Origin of the sequence: Aeromonas sp. ASNIH8, assembly GCF_002919855.1 — a bacterium.
Classification (GTDB): domain Bacteria; phylum Pseudomonadota; class Gammaproteobacteria; order Enterobacterales; family Aeromonadaceae; genus Aeromonas; species Aeromonas caviae.
This window is the reverse complement of sequence record NZ_PQLN01000001.1, coordinates 36,693-54,258: the sequence shown is the minus strand read 5'-3', so window position 1 is coordinate 54,258 and position 17,566 is coordinate 36,693. Positions and strand designations below refer to the sequence as shown.

Below are 17,566 nucleotides of genomic sequence, written 5' to 3'. Positions count from 1 at the left end.
AAAAAAACCGGAGCCAGTGGCTCCGGTTTTTCATTGTCCGTTCGCTACTCAGCCGCGACCGAGACGGTTGTCCGGGTAGTTCTTGGCCAGCACTTCTCGGGCATGCTGGGCCAGGGTCGGCATCTTCAGCGTGTCATAGGCGTTGACCATGATTTCCAGCGCCTTCTCGGTCTCCACCGTGTCGGGATAGGTCTCGACGATCAGCTTGGCGCGGTTGGCGGCGGCGATCAGGGCGTCACGCTTGACGTAGTACTCGGCTACCCCCAGGTCATAGCGGGCAAGACGGTTCTTCAGGCCGATCATGCGGGCACGGGCATCGGCTGCATAGCTGCTGTTGGGGTAATTCTGCAGCAGGGTCTTGAAGTCCTGGAAGGCCTGACGGGCGTAGGAGGGGTCCTTGTCATCCCGATTGATGCCGAGGAAATCCTGGAAGAAGTTGTAATCCGCCGCCATGTTGGTCAGGCCGCGCATATAGAAGACGTAATCGATGTTCTTGTGCGCCGGGTTCAGGCGGATGAAACGGTCGATGTTGGCGATCGCCTGGGCGGTATCATCCTGCTTGTAGTAGGCATAGATGAGATCGAGCTGAACCTGGTTGGAGTAGGCACCGAACGGGTAACGAGAGTCCAGCGCTTCCAGCAGTTCGATGGCATTGAGGTAGTTGCCGGTATCCAGTTTGATGCGGGCTTTCTGGTACAGAACTTCCGGCGGTTCGTCGGGAACCTTGGGTTTGGTGCTGGAACAGCCAGTGATCAGGGTAGCGACCAAGGCGAGCGACATCAGCAGGTGAGACTTCTTTCCCATCAACAACATCCGGTCCATTTCCACGAAATTGGCAAAGTATCCGTTATGCTTGGCTAAAAGAAAAGCTAGAATACCCGGATTATTTCGAATTGATACCCCCGCTCAAGAGACCATACATGAGCCAGCATATTGAACTGACAGGCGAATTTCAGGATCACCAATTCGGGCAGCGACTCGACCAGGCCCTGGCCGAATTGTTTCCCGACTACTCCCGCACCCGCATCAAGGAGTGGATTTTACAGGACAGAGTGACCCTGGACGGTCAGGTTGCCAATACCCCGCGCGAGAAAGTGGTGGCCGGGCAGCAGGTGCATGTGAATGTGGAACTGGCAGACGACACCCGCTGGGATGCCCAGAACATCGAGCTCAACATCGTCTATGAAGACGAACACATCCTGGTGATCGACAAGCCGGCCGGCCTGGTGGTCCACCCGGGCGCCGGCACGCCGGACGGCACAGTGCTCAACGCCCTGCTGCACCGCTACCCCGGCATCGCCGAGGTGCCTCGTGCCGGCATAGTGCACCGTCTGGACAAGGACACCACCGGCCTGATGGTGGTGGCCAAGACCATTCCGGCCCAGACCCACCTGGTGGAGGCGCTGCAGGCGCGCCAGATCACCCGTGAGTACGAGGCCATCGCCATCGGTCACATGACTGCGGGCGGCACCGTCGATGCCCCCATCGGCCGTCATCCGACCCAGCGTACCCACATGGCCGTGGTGCCCAATGGGCGCGAGTCCGTCACCCACTACCGGGTGCACGAGAAATTCCGTGGTCACACCCGCCTGCGGCTGCGGCTGGAGACCGGTCGTACCCACCAGATCCGCGTGCACATGGCCCACATCAAGCATCCCCTGGTGGGGGATCCCGCCTACGGCGGCCGTCTGCGTCTGCTGCGCAACGCCACCCCAGAGCTGACCGAGGCCCTGCGCAACTTCCATCGCCAGGCACTGCACGCCACTATGCTGAAGCTGGCCCACCCCATCACGGGTGAGGTGATGGAGTGGCACTCCCCCACGCCGCAGGACATGGTGGATCTGATGGAGGTGCTGCGGGCGGATACCCTGGCCAACCCGGACGATCTGGTCTGGAACTGAGACAGCGGCAGTTCTGCGACTATTCCTGCCGCAACCTGCCCTCCATGATCTGACACGGGGCCCCTTGACTGGTTGCAGCCAAGGGGCCCCGCTTTCATATGACCGAAAGGAGCCACAGATGAACTGGATCGAACCCGACTGGCCCGCGCCGGGCAATGTCAGGGCCCTGTCGACCACCCGAAACGGGGGCCTGAGCGAGGGGGTCTTTGCCGGCCTGAACCTGGGGGCCCACGTGGGAGACGAGCCGGCCAGGGTCGAGGCCAACCGCACCTTGCTGCAACAGGCCGCAGGGATCCCCGGCCCTCTCAACTGGCTCAACCAGGTGCATGGCACCGCCGTGCATCCCGTGAGTCGCGAGTATGGGGGGGCGCCGGAGGCCGATGCAGCCTGTGCCCGCGAGGCCGGGCTGGGCTGTATAGTGATGACCGCCGACTGCCTGCCGGTGCTGTTCTGCGATCGGGCCGGTACCGTAGTGGCGGCCGCCCATGCCGGCTGGCGCGGGTTGCAGGGGGGCGTGCTGGAGGAGAGCATCGCGGCCATGGGCTGCGAGCCGGGGGTGATCCTCGCCTGGCTGGGCCCGGCCATAGGCCCTGCCGCCTTTGAGGTGGGCGGCGAGGTGCGCGACGCTTTTATGGCGGAGCAGGCGGAAGCGGCTGCGGCTTTCGTGCCTTCTCCCAACGAAGGGAAATGGCTGGCGGATATCTATCAGCTGGCCCGGCTGCGGCTGGCCCGTGCCGGCGTCACCGCCGTTTATGGCGGCGAGCACTGCACCTTCAGCGATTCCGAGCGTTTCTACTCCTACCGCCGCGATGGCCAGACCGGTCGCATGGCCTCCATCGTCTGGCTGGCCCCCTAACCTCTTCCCCGCCCTGCATCTTGCCGGGCGGGGGATGCTGCCTCCTTCCCGCTTTGCAGAAAAAATAACCAGGCCTGCCCCTTGAAATAGCCCGTACGGGCCTCATCTTTCATCTCAGAAAGTTATGTTGTTTGCCGCGCAAGCGGCGTCTGTCTTGAAGGGGGAGTGCAATGCGCCTCGATCGCCTGACCAGCAAATTCCAGATTGCCATTTCCGATGCCCAGTCTCTTGCACTGGGTCGTGACCACCAATTCATCGAACCCGTCCACCTGATGAGCGCCCTGCTCAATCAGGACGGCGGCTCCATTCGTCCATTGCTCGCCCTGACCGGGCTCGACATCAATGCCCTGCGCTCGCGCCTCGGTGAGGAGCTCGATCGCCTGCCCCGCGTCAGCGGCGTGGAGGGGGACGTTCAGCTCTCCAACGGCCTCGGCCGGCTGCTCAATGTCTGCGACAAGCTGGCCCAGCAGCGCAAGGATCAGTTCATCTCGTCCGAGCTGTTCGTGCTGGCGGCCCTGGACGAGAAGGGGACCCTGGGCGAGCTGCTGCGCGCCCAGGGCCTGACCAAGGAAAAACTCGAGCAGGCCATCGACAAGGTGCGCGGCGGCAAGAAGGTGGAGGATGCCAACGCCGAGGAGAACCGCCAGGCGCTGGAGAAATACACCATAGATCTCACCGAGCGGGCCGAGCTCGGCAAGCTCGACCCGGTGATCGGCCGGGATGACGAGATCCGCCGCACCATCCAGGTGCTGCAGCGCCGCACCAAGAACAACCCCGTGCTGATCGGCGCCCCGGGCGTCGGCAAGACCGCCATCGTCGAGGGGCTGGCCCAGCGCATCATCAACGGCGAGGTGCCGGAAGGGCTCAAGAACAAGCGGGTGCTCTCCCTCGACATGGGGGCCCTGGTGGCCGGGGCCAAGTATCGCGGCGAGTTCGAGGAGCGGCTCAAGGCGGTGCTCAGCGATCTGGCCAAGGAGGAGGGCAACGTCATCCTGTTCGTGGACGAGCTGCACACCATGGTCGGCGCCGGCAAGGGCGAGGGGGCCATGGACGCGGGCAACATGCTCAAACCCGCCCTGGCCCGTGGCGAGCTGCACTGTGTCGGTGCCACCACTCTGGATGAGTATCGCCAGTATGTGGAGAAGGATGCCGCCCTGGAGCGACGCTTCCAGAAGGTGCTGGTGGAGGAGCCCTCGGTAGAGGACACCATCGCCATCCTGCGCGGCCTGAAGGAGCGCTACGAGCTGCACCACCACGTGCAGATCACCGACCCCGCCATCGTCGCGGCGGCCCAGCTGTCCCACCGCTACATCGCGGATCGCCAGCTGCCGGACAAGGCCATCGACCTCATCGACGAGGCGGCGGCCAGCATCCGGCTGCAGATCGACTCCAAGCCGGAATCCCTGGACCGCCTCGAGCGACGCATCATCCAGCTCAAGCTGGAGCAGCAGGCGCTGATGAAGGAGGACGACGACGCCAGCCGCAAGCGCCTCGATCTGCTCAATCAGGAGCTGAGTGAAAAAGAGCGGGAATACAACGAGCTGGAAGAGGTGTGGAAGGCCGAGAAGGCCGCCCTCGCCGGTACCCAGCACATCAAGGCGGCGCTGGAGCAGGCCCGTCAGGATCTCGAGGTGGCGCGCCGCGCAGGCGACCTGGGCCGCATGTCCGAGCTGCAGTATGGCCGCATCCCCGAGCTTGAGAAACAGCTCGACCTCGCCACCCAGGCGGAGATGCAGGAGACCAGCCTGCTGCGCAACCGGGTCACCGACGTGGAGATTGCAGACGTCCTGGCGCGCTGGACCGGCATTCCGGTGGCGCGGATGCTGGAGGGGGAACGGGAGAAGCTGCTGCGGATGGAAGATCAGCTGCACAGCCGGGTGATCGGCCAGGAGGAGGCGGTGGACGCCGTCTCCAACGCCATTCGTCGCTCCCGTGCCGGGCTGTCGGATCCGAACCGTCCCATCGGCTCCTTCCTGTTCCTGGGCCCCACCGGGGTGGGCAAGACCGAGCTGTGCAAGGCGCTGGCGGAGTTCCTGTTCGACACCCAGGACGCCATGGTGCGCATCGACATGTCCGAATTCATGGAGAAACACAGCGTGGCCCGTCTGGTGGGGGCGCCTCCGGGATACGTGGGTTACGAGGAGGGGGGCTATCTCACCGAGGCGGTGCGCCGTCGCCCCTACTCGGTGATCCTGCTGGACGAGGTGGAGAAGGCCCACCCGGACGTGTTCAACATCCTGCTGCAGGTGCTGGACGACGGCCGCCTGACCGATGGTCAGGGCCGCACCGTGGACTTCCGCAACACCGTGGTGATCATGACCTCCAACCTCGGTTCGGATCTCATTCAGGAGCACCACTCCGAGAAGGATTACGACGAGATGAAGGCCATGCTGATGGAGGTGCTGACCCGCAGCTTCCGGCCGGAGTTCATCAACCGGATCGACGAGACCGTGGTGTTCCACCCGCTCGGCGAGGAGCACATCAAGTCCATCGCCCGCATCCAGCTCAAGAGCCTGATGAGTCGCCTGGAGTCCCAGGGCTTCGAGGTGGAGGTGAGCGAGGAGCTGCTGACCAAGCTGGTGCACGCGGGCTTCGACCCCGTCTACGGGGCGCGGCCCCTCAAGCGGGCCATCCAGCACAAGGTGGAGAACCCGCTGGCCCAGGCTCTGCTCTCGGGTCGGGTCATCCCCGGCAAGCGGCTGCTGCTCGGGGCGGACAGCAACGGTCTCACCATGACCCAGTAACCGGTTGGTCGATAAAAAACGCAGGCTCAGTGCCTGCGTTTTGTTTTGAGGGAAAATCTGATGCTCACCTTTTCCGTGCTGGTGGATGACGATGTTCATCGGCCAGGCTGTCTGCCCGAGCGGGGATTGGCGCTGCTGCTGGAGTGCGACGGCCTCAGGGTGCTGTTCGACAGCGGCCGTGGCCGTGCGCTGTACCACAACGCCACCGTGATGGGAGTCGATCTCGCTTCCCTCACTCATGTGGTGCTGTCCCACGGTCATTACGACCATGTGGGCGGGGTCGGCTCGCTGCCCCGCTATGCCACGTCCATCCCGCTGATCGCCTGTCCGGATGTGTTCAATGAGCGGGGCTACTTCCTGCCAATCCCCTTCTGGCGATGCAACCTCTATCGCCTGTCGGGGGAGCTGGCTCAGGAGTCGCTGGCGGCCAAAGGTTTGCTCCCCCACTGCTCGGCCGAGCCGGTGTGGCTCTCTGATCGTCTGGTGTTCCTCGGCAGCATTGTGCGGCGCGACAGGGCCGCCCCCTCGCTGCTCGGCTACATAGTGCGGGGCGGACAGGTGGAGAAAGACCTTATCAGCGATGATTCGGTGCTGGCCTATAAGAGTTCCAAAGGTCTTATCGTCTTTATCGGCTGCGGTCACGCCGGGGTCGAGAACATCATAGCGCGGGCCAGGGAGGTGTGTGGCGAGGAGCGGATCCACGCCGTCATCGGCGGCCTGCATCTGAAGTTTTCCGGTCCGCAGCGGGCGGCGGCGCTCGGCGCCTATTTGGAAGAGGAGGCGGTGGAGAAGCTGTTTGCCTGCCACTGTACCGGCAGCAGAAAGGCGGGACTGCCGCGTCAGCACTCGATCGGGGCCGGTTTCGAGTACAGTTTTCCGACATAAAAAACGGCAATCCGAAGATTGCCGGGAGGAATGTATTCAATGCGACCTGGCGTGGGTCGAGCGGGTCGCAGGGGCAAGCCCCGTTTTCGCAGAGGGCCGTCGAAGATGGCCTCCCGCTTACAGCCTGTCCGGACTGCGCTCGCTCAGTCCGCACTGCCACACTTGCTGGCGTCCGGCGGGCATGCCGCCGGGCGCCATCCGTTCGTTACAGCATGCCGGGGATGCGCTCCTTCATCTCGGCCGGCCAGACGCCCACCTGCACCTGACCGATATGCTCTTTTTGCAGCAGCAGCATGGCCAGACGGGATTGGCCGATGCCGCCGCCTATGGTCTGGGGCATGCGCGCTGCCAGCAGATCCTGATGCCAGTCGTACTGCAGGCGGTCCTCGTCCCCCGTAATGGCGAGCTGGCGGCGCAGGGCCTCGGCGTCGACCCGGATCCCCATGGAGGAGATCTCGAAGCTGTCTTCCAGCACCGGGTTCCACACCAGGATGTCGCCGTTCAGGCCGGCCAGCCCCAGCTCGCTCTCGCTGCTCCAGTCGTCATAGTCCGGGGCGCGCACGTCGTGGCGCTCACCGTGGGACAGGGCACCGCCGATACCGATGAGGAAGACGGCGCCCAGCTCTTTGGCGATGGCGCGCTCGCGCCCCTTGGCGTCGAGATCCGGGTAGCGGGTCAGCAACTCTTCGCTGTGGAGGAACTGGATCTCCGCCGGCAGGAAGGGGGTCAGCGCGTGCTCGGCGCAGACCGCGCGCTCTGTGGCCTTGATGGCGGACCAGATGCCGCGCACGGTTTCCTGCAGGTAGGCGAGATCCCGGCGCTCGCTCGGCATCACCTTCTCCCAGTCCCACTGGTCCACGTAGACGGAGTGGATGGGGGTGAGGCGATCCTCGTCCGGACGCAGCGCCTTCATGTGGGTGTAGATGCCTTCGCCCGGGCCGAAACCGAAGCGACCCAGGGTCTGGCGCTTCCACTTGGCCAGCGAATGCACCACTTCGTAGCTGTGCTGCGGCAGGGTCTTCACCTTGACCTGCACCGCATTCTCGTGGCCGGACAGGTTGTCCTGAGTGCCATCACCGACCCGGCTCAGGATGGGGGCTTGTACCTCCATCAGGCCCAGTTGCAGGGCGAGTTGGCGGGAGAACATCTCTTTGACGAAGCTGATCTGTTGTTGGCTGCGAATGTAGTGCTGTTTCATGCTGAATGACCTGTCTTGAACCCGTTGAATGCGGTGATTCTTCAACAGATGGTGCAAGTAATTCAATATTCGGTAATAGAAATAGGCTTTATATATTTTTTTCATCAAAATATGCGTGTAATTAATGAGGTATCGTTAACGGGAGTGCGAAAAAGTGTCAGAAAATTATCGGATCGATAATCTCGATCAGGCCATCCTCACAGCCCTGATGGAGAATGCGCGTATCCCCTATGCGGAGCTGGCCAAGCAGCTGGCGGTCAGCCCGGGCACCATCCACGTGCGGGTGGAGAAGATGAAGCAGGCGGGGATCATCGAGGGGACCAGGGTGCAGGTGAACCCCAAGAAGCTGGGTTACGACGTCTGCTGCTTTATCGGCATCAATCTGAAGAGCGCCAAGGATTATCCCTCGGCCCTGGCCAAGCTGCAGGCGCTGGATGAGGTGGTGGAGGCCTACTACACCACGGGCCACTACAGCATCTTCATGAAGGTGATGACCCGCTCCATCGACGAGTTGCAGACGGTACTGATCCACAAGATACAGACCATCGACGAGATCCAGTCCACCGAGACGCTGATTTCGCTGCAAAACCCGATCCTGCGGGATGTGAAGCCTTGAGTCGGGTGGTCTGAGGGGGGCGTAGAGCTCCCTCTCCTGTGCGAGACCCTGTTCGCGCAGCAGAATGCGACCCTGTGGGCTATGACACCCTGACCGGTGGATCAGGGTTCGATATAGGGGATGCCGTATTTGTCGTAGAGGGCTTTGAGCCGGCCGTCCCGCTTCATGTGCAGCAGTTCGGCATCATAGGCGGCCATCAGGGCCGGAGTGTCGGCATCGGCCCGGGAACGGGTCCAGACATTGAAGTAGGGGCTGGTCTTGAGGGGTTTTGGCAGGTAGTCGAGCTTGCCTTCCAGTCCCTCCTCTCTTATCTGGGTGAAGGCGGTGACCAGGGACATGGGTACCACGTCGATGCGACCGGCGATGAGTTTGCGCAGTTGCAGCTGGTTGATGGGGATCTCCTGGAAGTGATAACTCGGGTCTGTCATGGCCGCCGCGAGCTCGGGGGTATAGGAGAAGTCCCGGGTGACACCGATACGCCAGGGTTTGAGATCCGTCAGATGGTCATAGTGGATCCGGCCTGCGGACTCCTTGCGTATGAAGAAGTGCCAGCTATGGAGCATATGGGCCTGTTTGGGGTAGAGCAGATAGGCCTCCCGCTCCGGTTTGTAGGAGTGGGTCAGCAGCAGGTCATAGAAGCCGCTTTCGGCATTGCGGGTGAGCCTGGCCCCCGAATCGATGAGCTCAATCCTGATGGGGGTATGGAGCGTGCCGAAGATGGCGGTGACGAGATCCACATCCAACCCGCGAGGGTGTCCCTGTGCATCCAGCCACTTGAGAGGGGGCTCCAGGATGCCACCAATGACCAGCTCCCTGGCTGACAGCCAGCAGGGCAGCAGCAAGCAGAATACGAGCAAGCGTCGCACGTTACATCTCCTGAGCACTCGGTACGGGGTCGCATCCGGCAGGGACTGTGACCGGCACCTATCTAACTAGAGACGACCACGGATGGCAAACCCTGAAATGGGGAGGGGACAAACGAACGGTGCCGGTGGGAGGGGGGCGGGCTGCCTCGACAGGCCGCCCCGTGGCAGAGTCGGGCGGGATGGACCAGCCACTCGCCGGCTGTGGGCGGGAGGGTGGTCGGCATGACACGTGTGCGAGGTGGCCTGCTTCAGGTTGCCTGACACTGTTTCATCTGGGTGTTGAGGGCCTGCATCACCTGACGACGGCTGATGATGCCCGTCACCTTGCCTCCCTCCATCACTGGATAGACCTTGGGTCTGGCCCCGGCCATCTGGCGGGCGAGATCCACGATGTTGTCATCAGGAGAGACGAACAGCGGGGTCCGGCTCATCAGATCTTCGACCAGAGTACGGGTGTCGCAGTGATAGCTGCCCGTGAGCAGGGCGGGAATGCAATCCTGCTCGGAGAGAAATCCGACGAGGTGCTGATGGTCATCCAGTACCGGCAGGCCCCCCAGGTTTGCCCGATGGAGTCTGTCCAGCGCCTCGGCCAGACCGAGGCCGGGGTGCAGTGAGTGGGTCAATGGCTGCATATGATCGCGAATTTGTAGCATGATGGTGGCTCCATGGGGGTCGATGGGGCCACTATGCCCGGTGGCCGTGACAGGGGGCCAATGGGTTTTGCCTCGGACATCGATAGGTCATGGCCGATGAATGGGCCCTCCGTGCGATCCTGCATGGATCGGGGAGGGCGACAACCACAAGGAGAGGGTATGCGTGCATTGGTAACGGGCTGTGGCCGTCGCCTGGGATTCTATCTGTGCGAGCAGCTGGTGGCCGCTGGCTGGCAGGTGACGGGCAGCTATCGCAGCGAACGGCCCGAGCTGGATCGTCTGCGAGACGTGGGCGTCGAGCTGGTACAGGCGGACTTCACCCGGGAAGAGGAGGTGGGCGCCGTGGTGACGGCGCTGGCGGCCCATGAGGATCTTGCCCTGATCATCCACAATGCCTCTGCCTTCGAGCCCCAGGCGGCGGATCCTGCGGTGCAGCTGGCCCAGTTCGATCAGTTCTACCGGGTACACATGGCGGCTCCCTTCCAGCTCAACCGGGCGCTGGCCCCGGCCCTTGCCCGCCAGCCCAACGGGGGCATCATCCACATCACCGATATCTACATCCATGCCCCGGCGTCCCAGTTTGCCGCCTACGTGGCCACCAAGGCGGGAGCCCATTCCCTGGCCATGAGCTTTGCCCGCGAACTGGCACCCGCCGTGCGGGTCAACACCATAGAGCCTGGCCCCATCCTGTTTCTCGACGAGCACGGGGATGACTGGCGCCAGCAGGTGCTGGCGAAGACGCCGCTGGCACGGGAAGGGGGTCTGGAGCCCATCTGGCTGGCGGTACAGATGCTGATGAAGAACGACTACATGACCGGGGCCAGCATCCGGGTGGACGGGGGGCGCGCCCTCGCCGTCATCTAGGGCAAGGCGGGCCGCCATGACATGAGGCGCCTTTGGGCGCCTCATGTGTGTGAACGGCTCAAGGGTGCCGGATGGCGGCGTGTCGGGAAGGGGGGCCGGGGTGGCCGTTGCCGGGAAGCAGGGTCTCGTCTTGCTGGCAGAGATGGATGGGGGCCTGGCCGATGCGCTGCTTCGCAAACACCTTGCTGCCTGGCAGGCCGAGGGTCACCTTGCCGGAGTCCACACTGCCGCCCTGATACATCTCCGCCAGCAGATCCCCCAGGTAGGCATCCACCCCGGCCTCGGCGAAGTCATCCCGTTCGCCGCAGGCCAGTATGTCGATGTCCAGTGGCCTGTCCGTCACCTTGCACAGGGGGTTGCTGCGATCCCGGCCATGGGCCAGCTCCATGGTGACAAACTCGGCCTTGAGCTGGGCGGGGGAGAGGTCGCTCTGGACGACGAACAGGCAGTTGAGGAAATCGTGGCGCGAATGCATGCCCACGGGCTTGGTCTGGATGACGGAACTCAGGTGAAGGCGACCAAAGCGGGCCAGCAATTCGGCTACGGCCTGACTGACGTGCAGGGCGGGGTCGAGATTGGATCCAATGCTACAGAGGTAAAACATGCTTTCCATTCCTTGGGTTGGGCTCGTCTGAAATATATACGCAGCTCACGGTTATGGGATTCACTATGAATTAACATGTCGTTATCTGTTGTGATCCAACGCTGATTGGCAGAAAGGAGGTTTGCATGAGCGTAGAAATGAAATGGGCACTGTTGGCCGCGTCAGGGGCCCTTGCCATGATCATTGTCATCTGTGTGGCGTCCGTCGGCCTGGCGTGAATCCGGCCTCGGTGAGCAATCAAACCGGCTTTATGGCCGGTTTTGCTTTTTGGGGCAGTGCGGATATGCTGGCTCCCCCATGACGAATCGAGACCGCAGAAGATGACCAAGGTTCGGCCCCGCTCCCTGCTCCAGGTAGTACTGATGGGCTTCGTGCTGGTGCTGATGCCCCTGGGGGGCATGATCTGGCACGACAGTCAGGCTCTCTCCCACCTGGGCCAGCTCACCAGCGACGAGATGGAACGTGCGGTGCGGGACACTCGCCGGGCGACGCTGCTCTCCACCCAGGCCATCGATCTGGAGCGCACCCTGCGCCGCTATGCGGTCCTGGGTGATGACCGCATCCTGGCCAGTTATCGGCAGCAGCTGGTGCGCTACCGGGAACTGCTCGCGACTCATCAGGACTCCATTCCGGATGCCGAGGTCTACGGAGATCTCGAGGCGACGCTGGTCTGGCTCGATGGCCTGCAGGATCTGCGCAAGGCCAGGCAGGAGGCGACCAGCCCCCGTTTCACCGACTTCAACGAACTGAACCAGCAACTGGAAGTGGTCACCCGCAGCCAGGTGGATGAGCACGTGACCCGCATGCGGGGCGCCATCGTGGAGCTGAAACAGCAGATCTGGTGGGTCAGCGGCTTCGTGGTCGGGCTCAGCCTGCTGCTGGTGTTGCTCTTTACCTACCTCATCATCCACCCGGTACGTCAGATTGAGTCGCGGATCCTGAGTCTGGGCGCAGGCGTCGAGCCGGATCAGCGCCCGGTGGATGGCCCGGCCGAACTGGTGCTGCTGGGGGAGCGGATCAGCTGGCTGCACGACAAGCTCAAGGAGCTGGAACAGCAGAAATACCAGTTCCTGCGCCACGTATCCCACGAGCTGAAAACCCCCCTTGCCGTGCTGCGGGAGGGGGCTGATCTGCTCTCGGAGCAGCTGGTGGGGCCCCTCAACGGGGATCAGCAGGAGATCTGCCAGATGCTGGAGGAGAACAGCCGCCGTCTGCAGACCCTGATCGAGCGGCTGCTCGACTTCAATCGCCTCAGCCAGCAGGAGGTGTTCACCCTGTCCGAGGTGCCCCTGGCGCCCTTGTTGTCAGACTTGTCCGAAGAGTACCGGCTCGCGCTGGAATCCAAGCAAATCAGTGTACACTTGCCGCCCGAGCCCATCAGCCTGCGGGCAGAGCCCTACCGCCTGCGACTCATCCTCGACAATCTCTTTTCCAACGCAGTCAGCTATGGCGCCAGGGGCGGACAGATCTGGATCCGCGCCGGGGCGGGAGCGGGCGGCGGCTGGCTGGAGGTGGCCAACGAAGGGCCTGTCATCCCGCCAGACGAGCGGGAGCGCATCTTCGAGCCCTTTGAACAGGGCAGCATAGTGCGCCAGGGATTGCTGAAAGGCTCCGGCATGGGCCTCTCCATTGCCCGTGAGTCTGCCATGAGTCTGGGCGGCGAGCTCAGGCTGATCGAGGATGCCCAGGCGGATGTCTGTTTCCGGCTGGATTTGAACGTGCGCCCGAGCTGACGGGCGTGGCGGCGACCCCGCAGGTGCGGGTGGCGCCTTGACACCGAATATTGAGAGGAGCGGGCAGGTGCCTGTTCCCCACCAGGATCTGAAGTGACATTCAAGATGAAACGATTTGTGATTCCCGTATTGATGATAGGCCTGCTCGCTGGCTGTTCCCTGCTGCCTTCTACCAGCCTCACCGAGCCTTCCCAGGAGGCGATCGCCAGGCGGATGGAGTTTGCCAACAAGGAGATGCAGGTGCGCCTGCAATACTCGGACTGGCTGCTGGCCAGCCATCCCCAGCAGCGGATGCAGGAGCGCCAGCGACTGGCCGGCGCCACCGACCTCGAGAGCCGGGTCAGCCTGGCCATGGTCAACACCCACCCGTCCGAATCGGTGGCCAGCCGCCGGGCCGGGCTGGATCAGCTGAAAGCTCTGTTGCCGGAGCTCGGTCTCGATGCCCAGGCCTTCCTGCGCAGCTGGATCGCCCTCGGGGAGGAGCTGCTGGTGCGAGACAGCCGCCGCGACGATCAGAGTCAGGAGGTGAAGCGTCTGCGCCAGCAGATAGAGCAGCTCTCCGCCATCGACGAGCAGCTCAACCAGCGTAAGCTCAATGGGGGAGGTCAGCCATGACAGCTTCGGACAGCGCCGCAATGACCGCGTTTTTCGCCAAGAGGGGGTGAGAGCATGAGCCGTATTCTGCTGGTGGACGATGATGCCAGCCTGCTCAAGCTGATGAGCATGCGCCTGCGCAGCCAGGGTTACGAGGTGGATACCGCCGACAGCGCCGAAGGAGCGCTGGACAGGCTGCGCCAGCAACGGGCCGACCTGGTGCTGAGCGATCTGCGCATGGGGGGCATGGACGGGCTGGCGCTGTTCGAGCGGATCCAGTCCCAGTGGCTCGGCATGCCGGTGATCATCATGACCGCCCACGGCACCATTCCCGACGCCATCCAGGCGACCCGCTCCGGGGTGTTCAGCTTCCTCACCAAGCCCATCGACAAGGACGAGCTGCTGGTCACCATAGAGCATGCTCTCAGCCTGACCCGTCCGAAGCAGCAGCAGGAGTGGCAGTCCCTCATCCAGACCCGTAACCCGCAGATGGAGCAATTGCTGATCCAGGCGAGCAGCATCGCCACCATGGACGTGCCCGTGCTGATCCTGGGTCCCTCCGGCGTCGGCAAGGGGGTGATGACCCAGGCGCTGCACCAGGCCAGCCACCGCCGCGACAAGCCGCTGCATACCATCAACTGTGCGGCTCTGCCCTGGCCCGCGCTGGACTTGCAGCTGTTTGGCGAGGATGGCCAGTCCGGCCTGTTTGCCGAGGCCAAAGGCGGCACCCTCTTCCTCGACGAGATAGGGGATCTGTCGGAGTCACTCCAGGCCAAGTTGCTCCAGGTGCTGGCGGAGTATGGTCAGGGCACCCCCGAGGTGCGGGTCATCAGCTCCAGCCATCAGGATCTGGTGACCGCCATGGAAGAGGGGCGTTTTCGCGAGGATCTCTTCTACCGCCTCAACGTGGCCAACATCACCCTGCCGCCTCTGAGCGCCCGCAGCGAGGACATCCCCCTGCTGGCCCGTCAGGCGCTGGACGATTACCGCAACCGTCACCCCGATTGTGCCGCCCTCGGCTTCTCGCCGGAGGCGCTGGCCCTGCTGGCCGCGGCGGCCTGGCCGGGCAACGTGCGCCAGCTCTGCGGAGTGGTGGAGCAGCTCGCCAGCCTCTGCTGCAGCCCGGTGATAGGCGCGGCCATGGTGGAGTCGGCCCTGAGTGGCGGTGGTGGCGGCATTCCCTCGTTCAACGAGGCGCGGGCCGAGTTTGAAAAGGAGTACCTGATCCGGCTGCTGCGCACCACGGAGGGGAACGTGACCCTGGCGGCCAACATGGCGGGGAGAAACCGCACCGACTTCTACAAGCTGCTGAATCGGCACGGCATCGAGGCGGCCAACTTCAAGTCGAAGGGATAGAAGGGATAAATGACAGAGGGGCGGCCCGTCGATGACGGGCCGCCCCTCTGGTTTCCGACAGAATCGGTTACCTTGTCAGGCTTAGGGGCTCAGGCCGGGTCGCTGACGCCGTCGGTGGAGAGGGTCTTCTGGGAGAGCCAGAGGCCGCTCGCCTTCATCAGATAGCCAAACAGGGCGCCGATGATGAGGGAGGGCAGAATGAGCCGCCACTCGCCTGCGGCGCCGAAGGTGGCACAGCAACCTGCGAAGGTGCCGGGAATGTAGGCGAGCCACTGCTGCCTGGCCTGCACGCACATCAGGGTGGCCACCACCCCTGTCATCAGATAACCCGCCATGCCGGCCCCCCACCAGGTCTCCCCGTGGATCAGCAGGAGTGCCCACAGCATGCCGGTGGTGTTGCACAGCAGGGTCTGCAACAGCGCCTTGTAACCGCCACTCGAGGCGAAGTAGCTGGTGCAGCCGAGGAAGCCGACCCAGGAGATGAGACCGAGTGCGGCGGCCAGTCCACCCCAGACGGCGGAGAGGATCCCGGTCGTGATGGCGATGGCGAACAGTGGGCTCATGGCGTGACTCTCAGTGGTTGAATCCGGAAAAGGAGGCAGCCTACTCCGCGGTAGAGCGGCAGCAAGCGGGGGCCGGATTGTGTGTGATCCCGGTCACTCTTTGCAACTCTGGAATACGCTTGCGCTCGCGAAAAAAATTCATTGGAGGCGCCGCAGACCTTGTTCCATAGTTAGAGGCCCTGTCCTGCTCATGGAGTGAGTCTGATGGTGCCAAACGTGATCGTTCCTCTGCTGGTGTTCGTAGTGCTCTTCCTGGCCGGTACCATGGCCAAGGCACTGCCCCTTTACCAACTCATGTAATTCTGTGTGAAATAAAACTCGGCCGGGGCGGGTCTTATGGTTGTCAACCTCATCGTCCCGGGAGTTTTTTCATGTTGATCAAGCGCCGTACTTCTCATCACCCCACCGAGCAGGATGTCACGCCGGAAACCGTCTATCAGGATCGTCGCCGCATCCTGAAAGGGCTGGGCCTGGGCGTCGGTGCCGCCACCCTGGCGTTTCCGGTGAAGGCCAGCCTGCTGGATCTCTTCTCACCGGACAAGCCGGCCACCGTGGCCCCCACCAGACCCCTCGACATCCGTGCCGCGACCCGGCCAGAGGGATTGATCCTCACCCCCGAGGAGAAGGCCACCACCCACAACAATTTCTACGAGCTGGGGACCGACAAGGGGGATCCGGCCCGCAACGGCCATTACCTCAAGCCCGAGCCCTGGACCCTGAAGGTGGAAGGGGAGGTAGCCAAACCCTTCACCCTGGATGTGTGGGATCTCATCAACAAGAGCACGCTGGAGGAGCGCATCTATCGGCTGCGCTGCGTGGAGGCCTGGTCCATGGTGCTGCCCTGGAGCGGCATTGCGCTGGCTGATCTGATCCGCCGTGCCGAGCCCACCAGTCGCGCCAAGTTCGTGGCCTTCGAGACGCTCTATGATCCGGAACAGTTGCCGGGGCAGGCCTCCCGTGCTCTGGGGGGCGGCATCGATTATCCCTATGTGGAGGGCTTGCGCCTTGACGAGGCCATGCACCCCCTCTCCTTCCTCGCCATGGGGCTCTATGGCAAAACCCTGCCCGCCCAGAACGGGGCTCCCATCCGGCTGGTGGTGCCCTGGAAATACGGCTTCAAGAGTATCAAGAGCATCGTCTCCATCCGCCTGGTGGAGGAGATGCCCCCCACCACCTGGAACCTGCTGGCCCCCAACGAATATGGCTTCTACGCCAACGTCAACCCGAACGTGGATCACCCGCGCTGGAGCCAGGCGAGCGAGCGTTTCATCGGCGAGGGGGGCATCTTCGGGGCCAAGCGCCAGCCTACCCTGATGTTCAATGGCTACGGCGACGAGGTGGCGTCCCTCTATCAGGGGATGGATCTGCGTAAATGGTATTGAGACTGACGCGCTGCCCGACTGATCTCTTGCCGCCTTTTCCCCTGGTGGGAGAGGGGATGAGAAGCGGGAAAAACATGACGGGAACTGCAATATGATGCCGAGACTGAAAACAGCCCATGTCAACGGCTTGCGGGCGCTGGTGCACCTTGGTTCGTTCGGCTTTCTGCTCTGGCTGGACTATGCCGTGCCAGCCGGGTTGCTGGGGGGGGATCCGGTCCAGGGGCTGACCCATTACCTTGGCAAGGGGGCCCTCCACCTGCTGTTGCTGACCCTGCTGGTGTCGCCGCTCGCCAAGCGCTGGCGCCAGGGGCAGCTCATCAAGTTGCGCCGCCCCCTCGGGCTCTGGTGCGCCGCCTGGGCGTCCCTGCACTTCATGGTCTGGCTGGGGCTGGATCTGCAGTTCGACTGGGGGCTGATTGGCGGCGAGCTGGTGAAGCGCAGCTACATAGTGGTGGGCATGGTGGCGCTGCTGCTGTTGCTGGCGCTGAGTATCACCTCGATCCCGGCCCTGTTGCGTCGCATGGGGCCGGCCTGGCAGAAGCTGCACAACTGGATCTACGGGGTGGCTCTGCTGGTGCCGGTACACTACTGGTGGTCGGTCAAGAGCGGCTGGCAGGAGCCGCTCATCTATCTGGTGCTGGCCTGCGCCCTGCTGTGGCCACGTCGGGAAAAGCTGCTGCGCCCCTGGCGCAGGCGAGCACAAGTAGCCGGGAGGGGGGCGGCGCAACAGCCGTCACGCCCATAGCAAAAG

Annotated in this window: 18 protein-coding genes; 12 read left to right on the top strand and 6 right to left on the bottom strand. The window is 63.3% G+C overall.

Going from position 1 to position 17,566, the window contains the following annotated elements:
- Nucleotides 1-48: 48 nt before the first annotated feature.
- Nucleotides 49-804 (bottom strand): outer membrane protein assembly factor BamD, encoded by a 756-nt coding sequence (locus tag C3418_RS00270; RefSeq protein ID WP_039039695.1) that lies wholly within the window; start codon nucleotides 802-804, stop codon nucleotides 49-51.
- A 116-nt stretch (nucleotides 805-920) separates the two neighbouring features.
- Here C3418_RS00270 and rluD point away from each other — a divergent pair, with 116 nt between their 5' ends.
- The 4 genes from rluD (at nucleotide 921) to C3418_RS00250 (ending at nucleotide 6,386) form a co-directional block, all read left to right on the top strand.
- Complete coding sequence (gene rluD, locus C3418_RS00265; RefSeq protein WP_042078785.1) at nucleotides 921-1,901, top strand: 23S rRNA pseudouridine(1911/1915/1917) synthase RluD; 981 nt, start codon at nucleotides 921-923, stop codon at nucleotides 1,899-1,901.
- Nucleotides 1,902-2,019: 118 nt separating this feature from the next.
- The gene (pgeF, locus tag C3418_RS00260) at nucleotides 2,020-2,757 is read left to right on the top strand and encodes a peptidoglycan editing factor PgeF (RefSeq protein ID WP_103857753.1); all 738 of its coding nucleotides are present in this window, start codon (nucleotides 2,020-2,022) and stop codon (nucleotides 2,755-2,757) included.
- 170 nt (nucleotides 2,758-2,927) lie between these two features.
- Entirely contained in the window at nucleotides 2,928-5,501 is a 2,574-nt protein-coding gene (gene clpB, locus C3418_RS00255; RefSeq protein ID WP_103857752.1) for an ATP-dependent chaperone ClpB, read from the top strand.
- A gap of 60 nt (nucleotides 5,502-5,561) precedes the next feature.
- Nucleotides 5,562-6,386 (top strand): MBL fold metallo-hydrolase, encoded by an 825-nt coding sequence (locus tag C3418_RS00250; protein WP_103857751.1) that lies wholly within the window; start codon nucleotides 5,562-5,564, stop codon nucleotides 6,384-6,386.
- Nucleotides 6,387-6,591: 205 nt separating this feature from the next.
- On the opposite strand, the gene asnA is transcribed toward C3418_RS00250, so the two are convergent.
- A complete protein-coding gene (gene asnA, locus C3418_RS00245; protein WP_042078789.1) occupies nucleotides 6,592-7,584 on the bottom strand; it encodes an aspartate--ammonia ligase in 993 nt (330 codons plus the stop codon).
- Nucleotides 7,585-7,738: 154 nt separating this feature from the next.
- Here asnA and asnC point away from each other — a divergent pair, with 154 nt between their 5' ends.
- Nucleotides 7,739-8,200 (top strand): transcriptional regulator AsnC, encoded by a 462-nt coding sequence (gene asnC / locus C3418_RS00240; RefSeq protein WP_041211931.1) that lies wholly within the window; start codon nucleotides 7,739-7,741, stop codon nucleotides 8,198-8,200.
- A 101-nt stretch (nucleotides 8,201-8,301) separates the two neighbouring features.
- On the opposite strand, the gene C3418_RS00235 is transcribed toward asnC, so the two are convergent.
- Together C3418_RS00235 and C3418_RS00230 are read right to left on the bottom strand one after the other, a co-directional pair.
- Nucleotides 8,302-9,057, bottom strand: a complete 756-nt coding sequence (locus C3418_RS00235; RefSeq protein WP_233466804.1) for an ABC transporter substrate-binding protein — start codon at nucleotides 9,055-9,057, stop codon at nucleotides 8,302-8,304.
- A 257-nt stretch (nucleotides 9,058-9,314) separates the two neighbouring features.
- Nucleotides 9,315-9,719: a CBS domain-containing protein gene (locus C3418_RS00230; protein ID WP_029314862.1), complete on the bottom strand. Its 405-nt coding sequence runs from the start codon at nucleotides 9,717-9,719 to the stop codon at nucleotides 9,315-9,317.
- Nucleotides 9,720-9,878: 159 nt separating this feature from the next.
- Between C3418_RS00230 and C3418_RS00225 the strand changes: the two genes are divergently transcribed.
- Nucleotides 9,879-10,583, top strand: coding sequence for an SDR family oxidoreductase (locus tag C3418_RS00225; RefSeq protein ID WP_103857750.1), 705 nt, complete (start codon nucleotides 9,879-9,881; stop codon nucleotides 10,581-10,583).
- Between the two features lie 58 nt (nucleotides 10,584-10,641).
- Here C3418_RS00225 and folK read toward each other — a convergent pair whose 3' ends face one another.
- Complete coding sequence (gene folK, locus C3418_RS00220; protein ID WP_103857749.1) at nucleotides 10,642-11,187, bottom strand: 2-amino-4-hydroxy-6-hydroxymethyldihydropteridine diphosphokinase; 546 nt, start codon at nucleotides 11,185-11,187, stop codon at nucleotides 10,642-10,644.
- A 125-nt stretch (nucleotides 11,188-11,312) separates the two neighbouring features.
- Here folK and C3418_RS00215 point away from each other — a divergent pair, with 125 nt between their 5' ends.
- The 4 genes from C3418_RS00215 to C3418_RS00200 all read left to right on the top strand — a co-directional run bounded on the left by C3418_RS00215 (nucleotide 11,313) and on the right by C3418_RS00200 (nucleotide 14,870).
- Complete coding sequence (locus C3418_RS00215; protein WP_010675981.1) at nucleotides 11,313-11,405, top strand: YnhF family membrane protein; 93 nt, start codon at nucleotides 11,313-11,315, stop codon at nucleotides 11,403-11,405.
- Nucleotides 11,406-11,507: 102 nt separating this feature from the next.
- The gene (locus C3418_RS00210) at nucleotides 11,508-12,920 is read left to right on the top strand and encodes a sensor histidine kinase KdpD (protein ID WP_043153927.1); all 1,413 of its coding nucleotides are present in this window, start codon (nucleotides 11,508-11,510) and stop codon (nucleotides 12,918-12,920) included.
- 105 nt (nucleotides 12,921-13,025) lie between these two features.
- Nucleotides 13,026-13,535, top strand: a complete 510-nt coding sequence (locus C3418_RS00205) for a hypothetical protein (protein WP_039039694.1) — start codon at nucleotides 13,026-13,028, stop codon at nucleotides 13,533-13,535.
- A gap of 54 nt (nucleotides 13,536-13,589) precedes the next feature.
- On the top strand, nucleotides 13,590-14,870 hold the full coding sequence (locus C3418_RS00200) for a sigma 54-interacting transcriptional regulator (RefSeq protein WP_041211929.1): 1,281 nt from the start codon (nucleotides 13,590-13,592) through the stop codon (nucleotides 14,868-14,870).
- An 89-nt stretch (nucleotides 14,871-14,959) separates the two neighbouring features.
- On the opposite strand, the gene C3418_RS00195 is transcribed toward C3418_RS00200, so the two are convergent.
- Nucleotides 14,960-15,433 (bottom strand): DUF1097 domain-containing protein, encoded by a 474-nt coding sequence (locus C3418_RS00195; RefSeq protein ID WP_039039614.1) that lies wholly within the window; start codon nucleotides 15,431-15,433, stop codon nucleotides 14,960-14,962.
- A 371-nt stretch (nucleotides 15,434-15,804) separates the two neighbouring features.
- Between C3418_RS00195 and msrP the strand changes: the two genes are divergently transcribed.
- Both msrP and msrQ read left to right on the top strand, forming a co-directional pair.
- Nucleotides 15,805-16,815 carry a protein-methionine-sulfoxide reductase catalytic subunit MsrP gene (gene msrP / locus C3418_RS00185; RefSeq protein ID WP_103857748.1) on the top strand — a complete coding sequence of 337 codons (1,011 nt, stop codon included), beginning with the start codon at nucleotides 15,805-15,807 and terminating at the stop codon, nucleotides 16,813-16,815.
- Between the two features lie 91 nt (nucleotides 16,816-16,906).
- On the top strand, nucleotides 16,907-17,560 hold the full coding sequence (gene msrQ, locus C3418_RS00180; RefSeq protein WP_103857747.1) for a protein-methionine-sulfoxide reductase heme-binding subunit MsrQ: 654 nt from the start codon (nucleotides 16,907-16,909) through the stop codon (nucleotides 17,558-17,560).
- Nucleotides 17,561-17,566 lie beyond the last annotated feature (6 nt).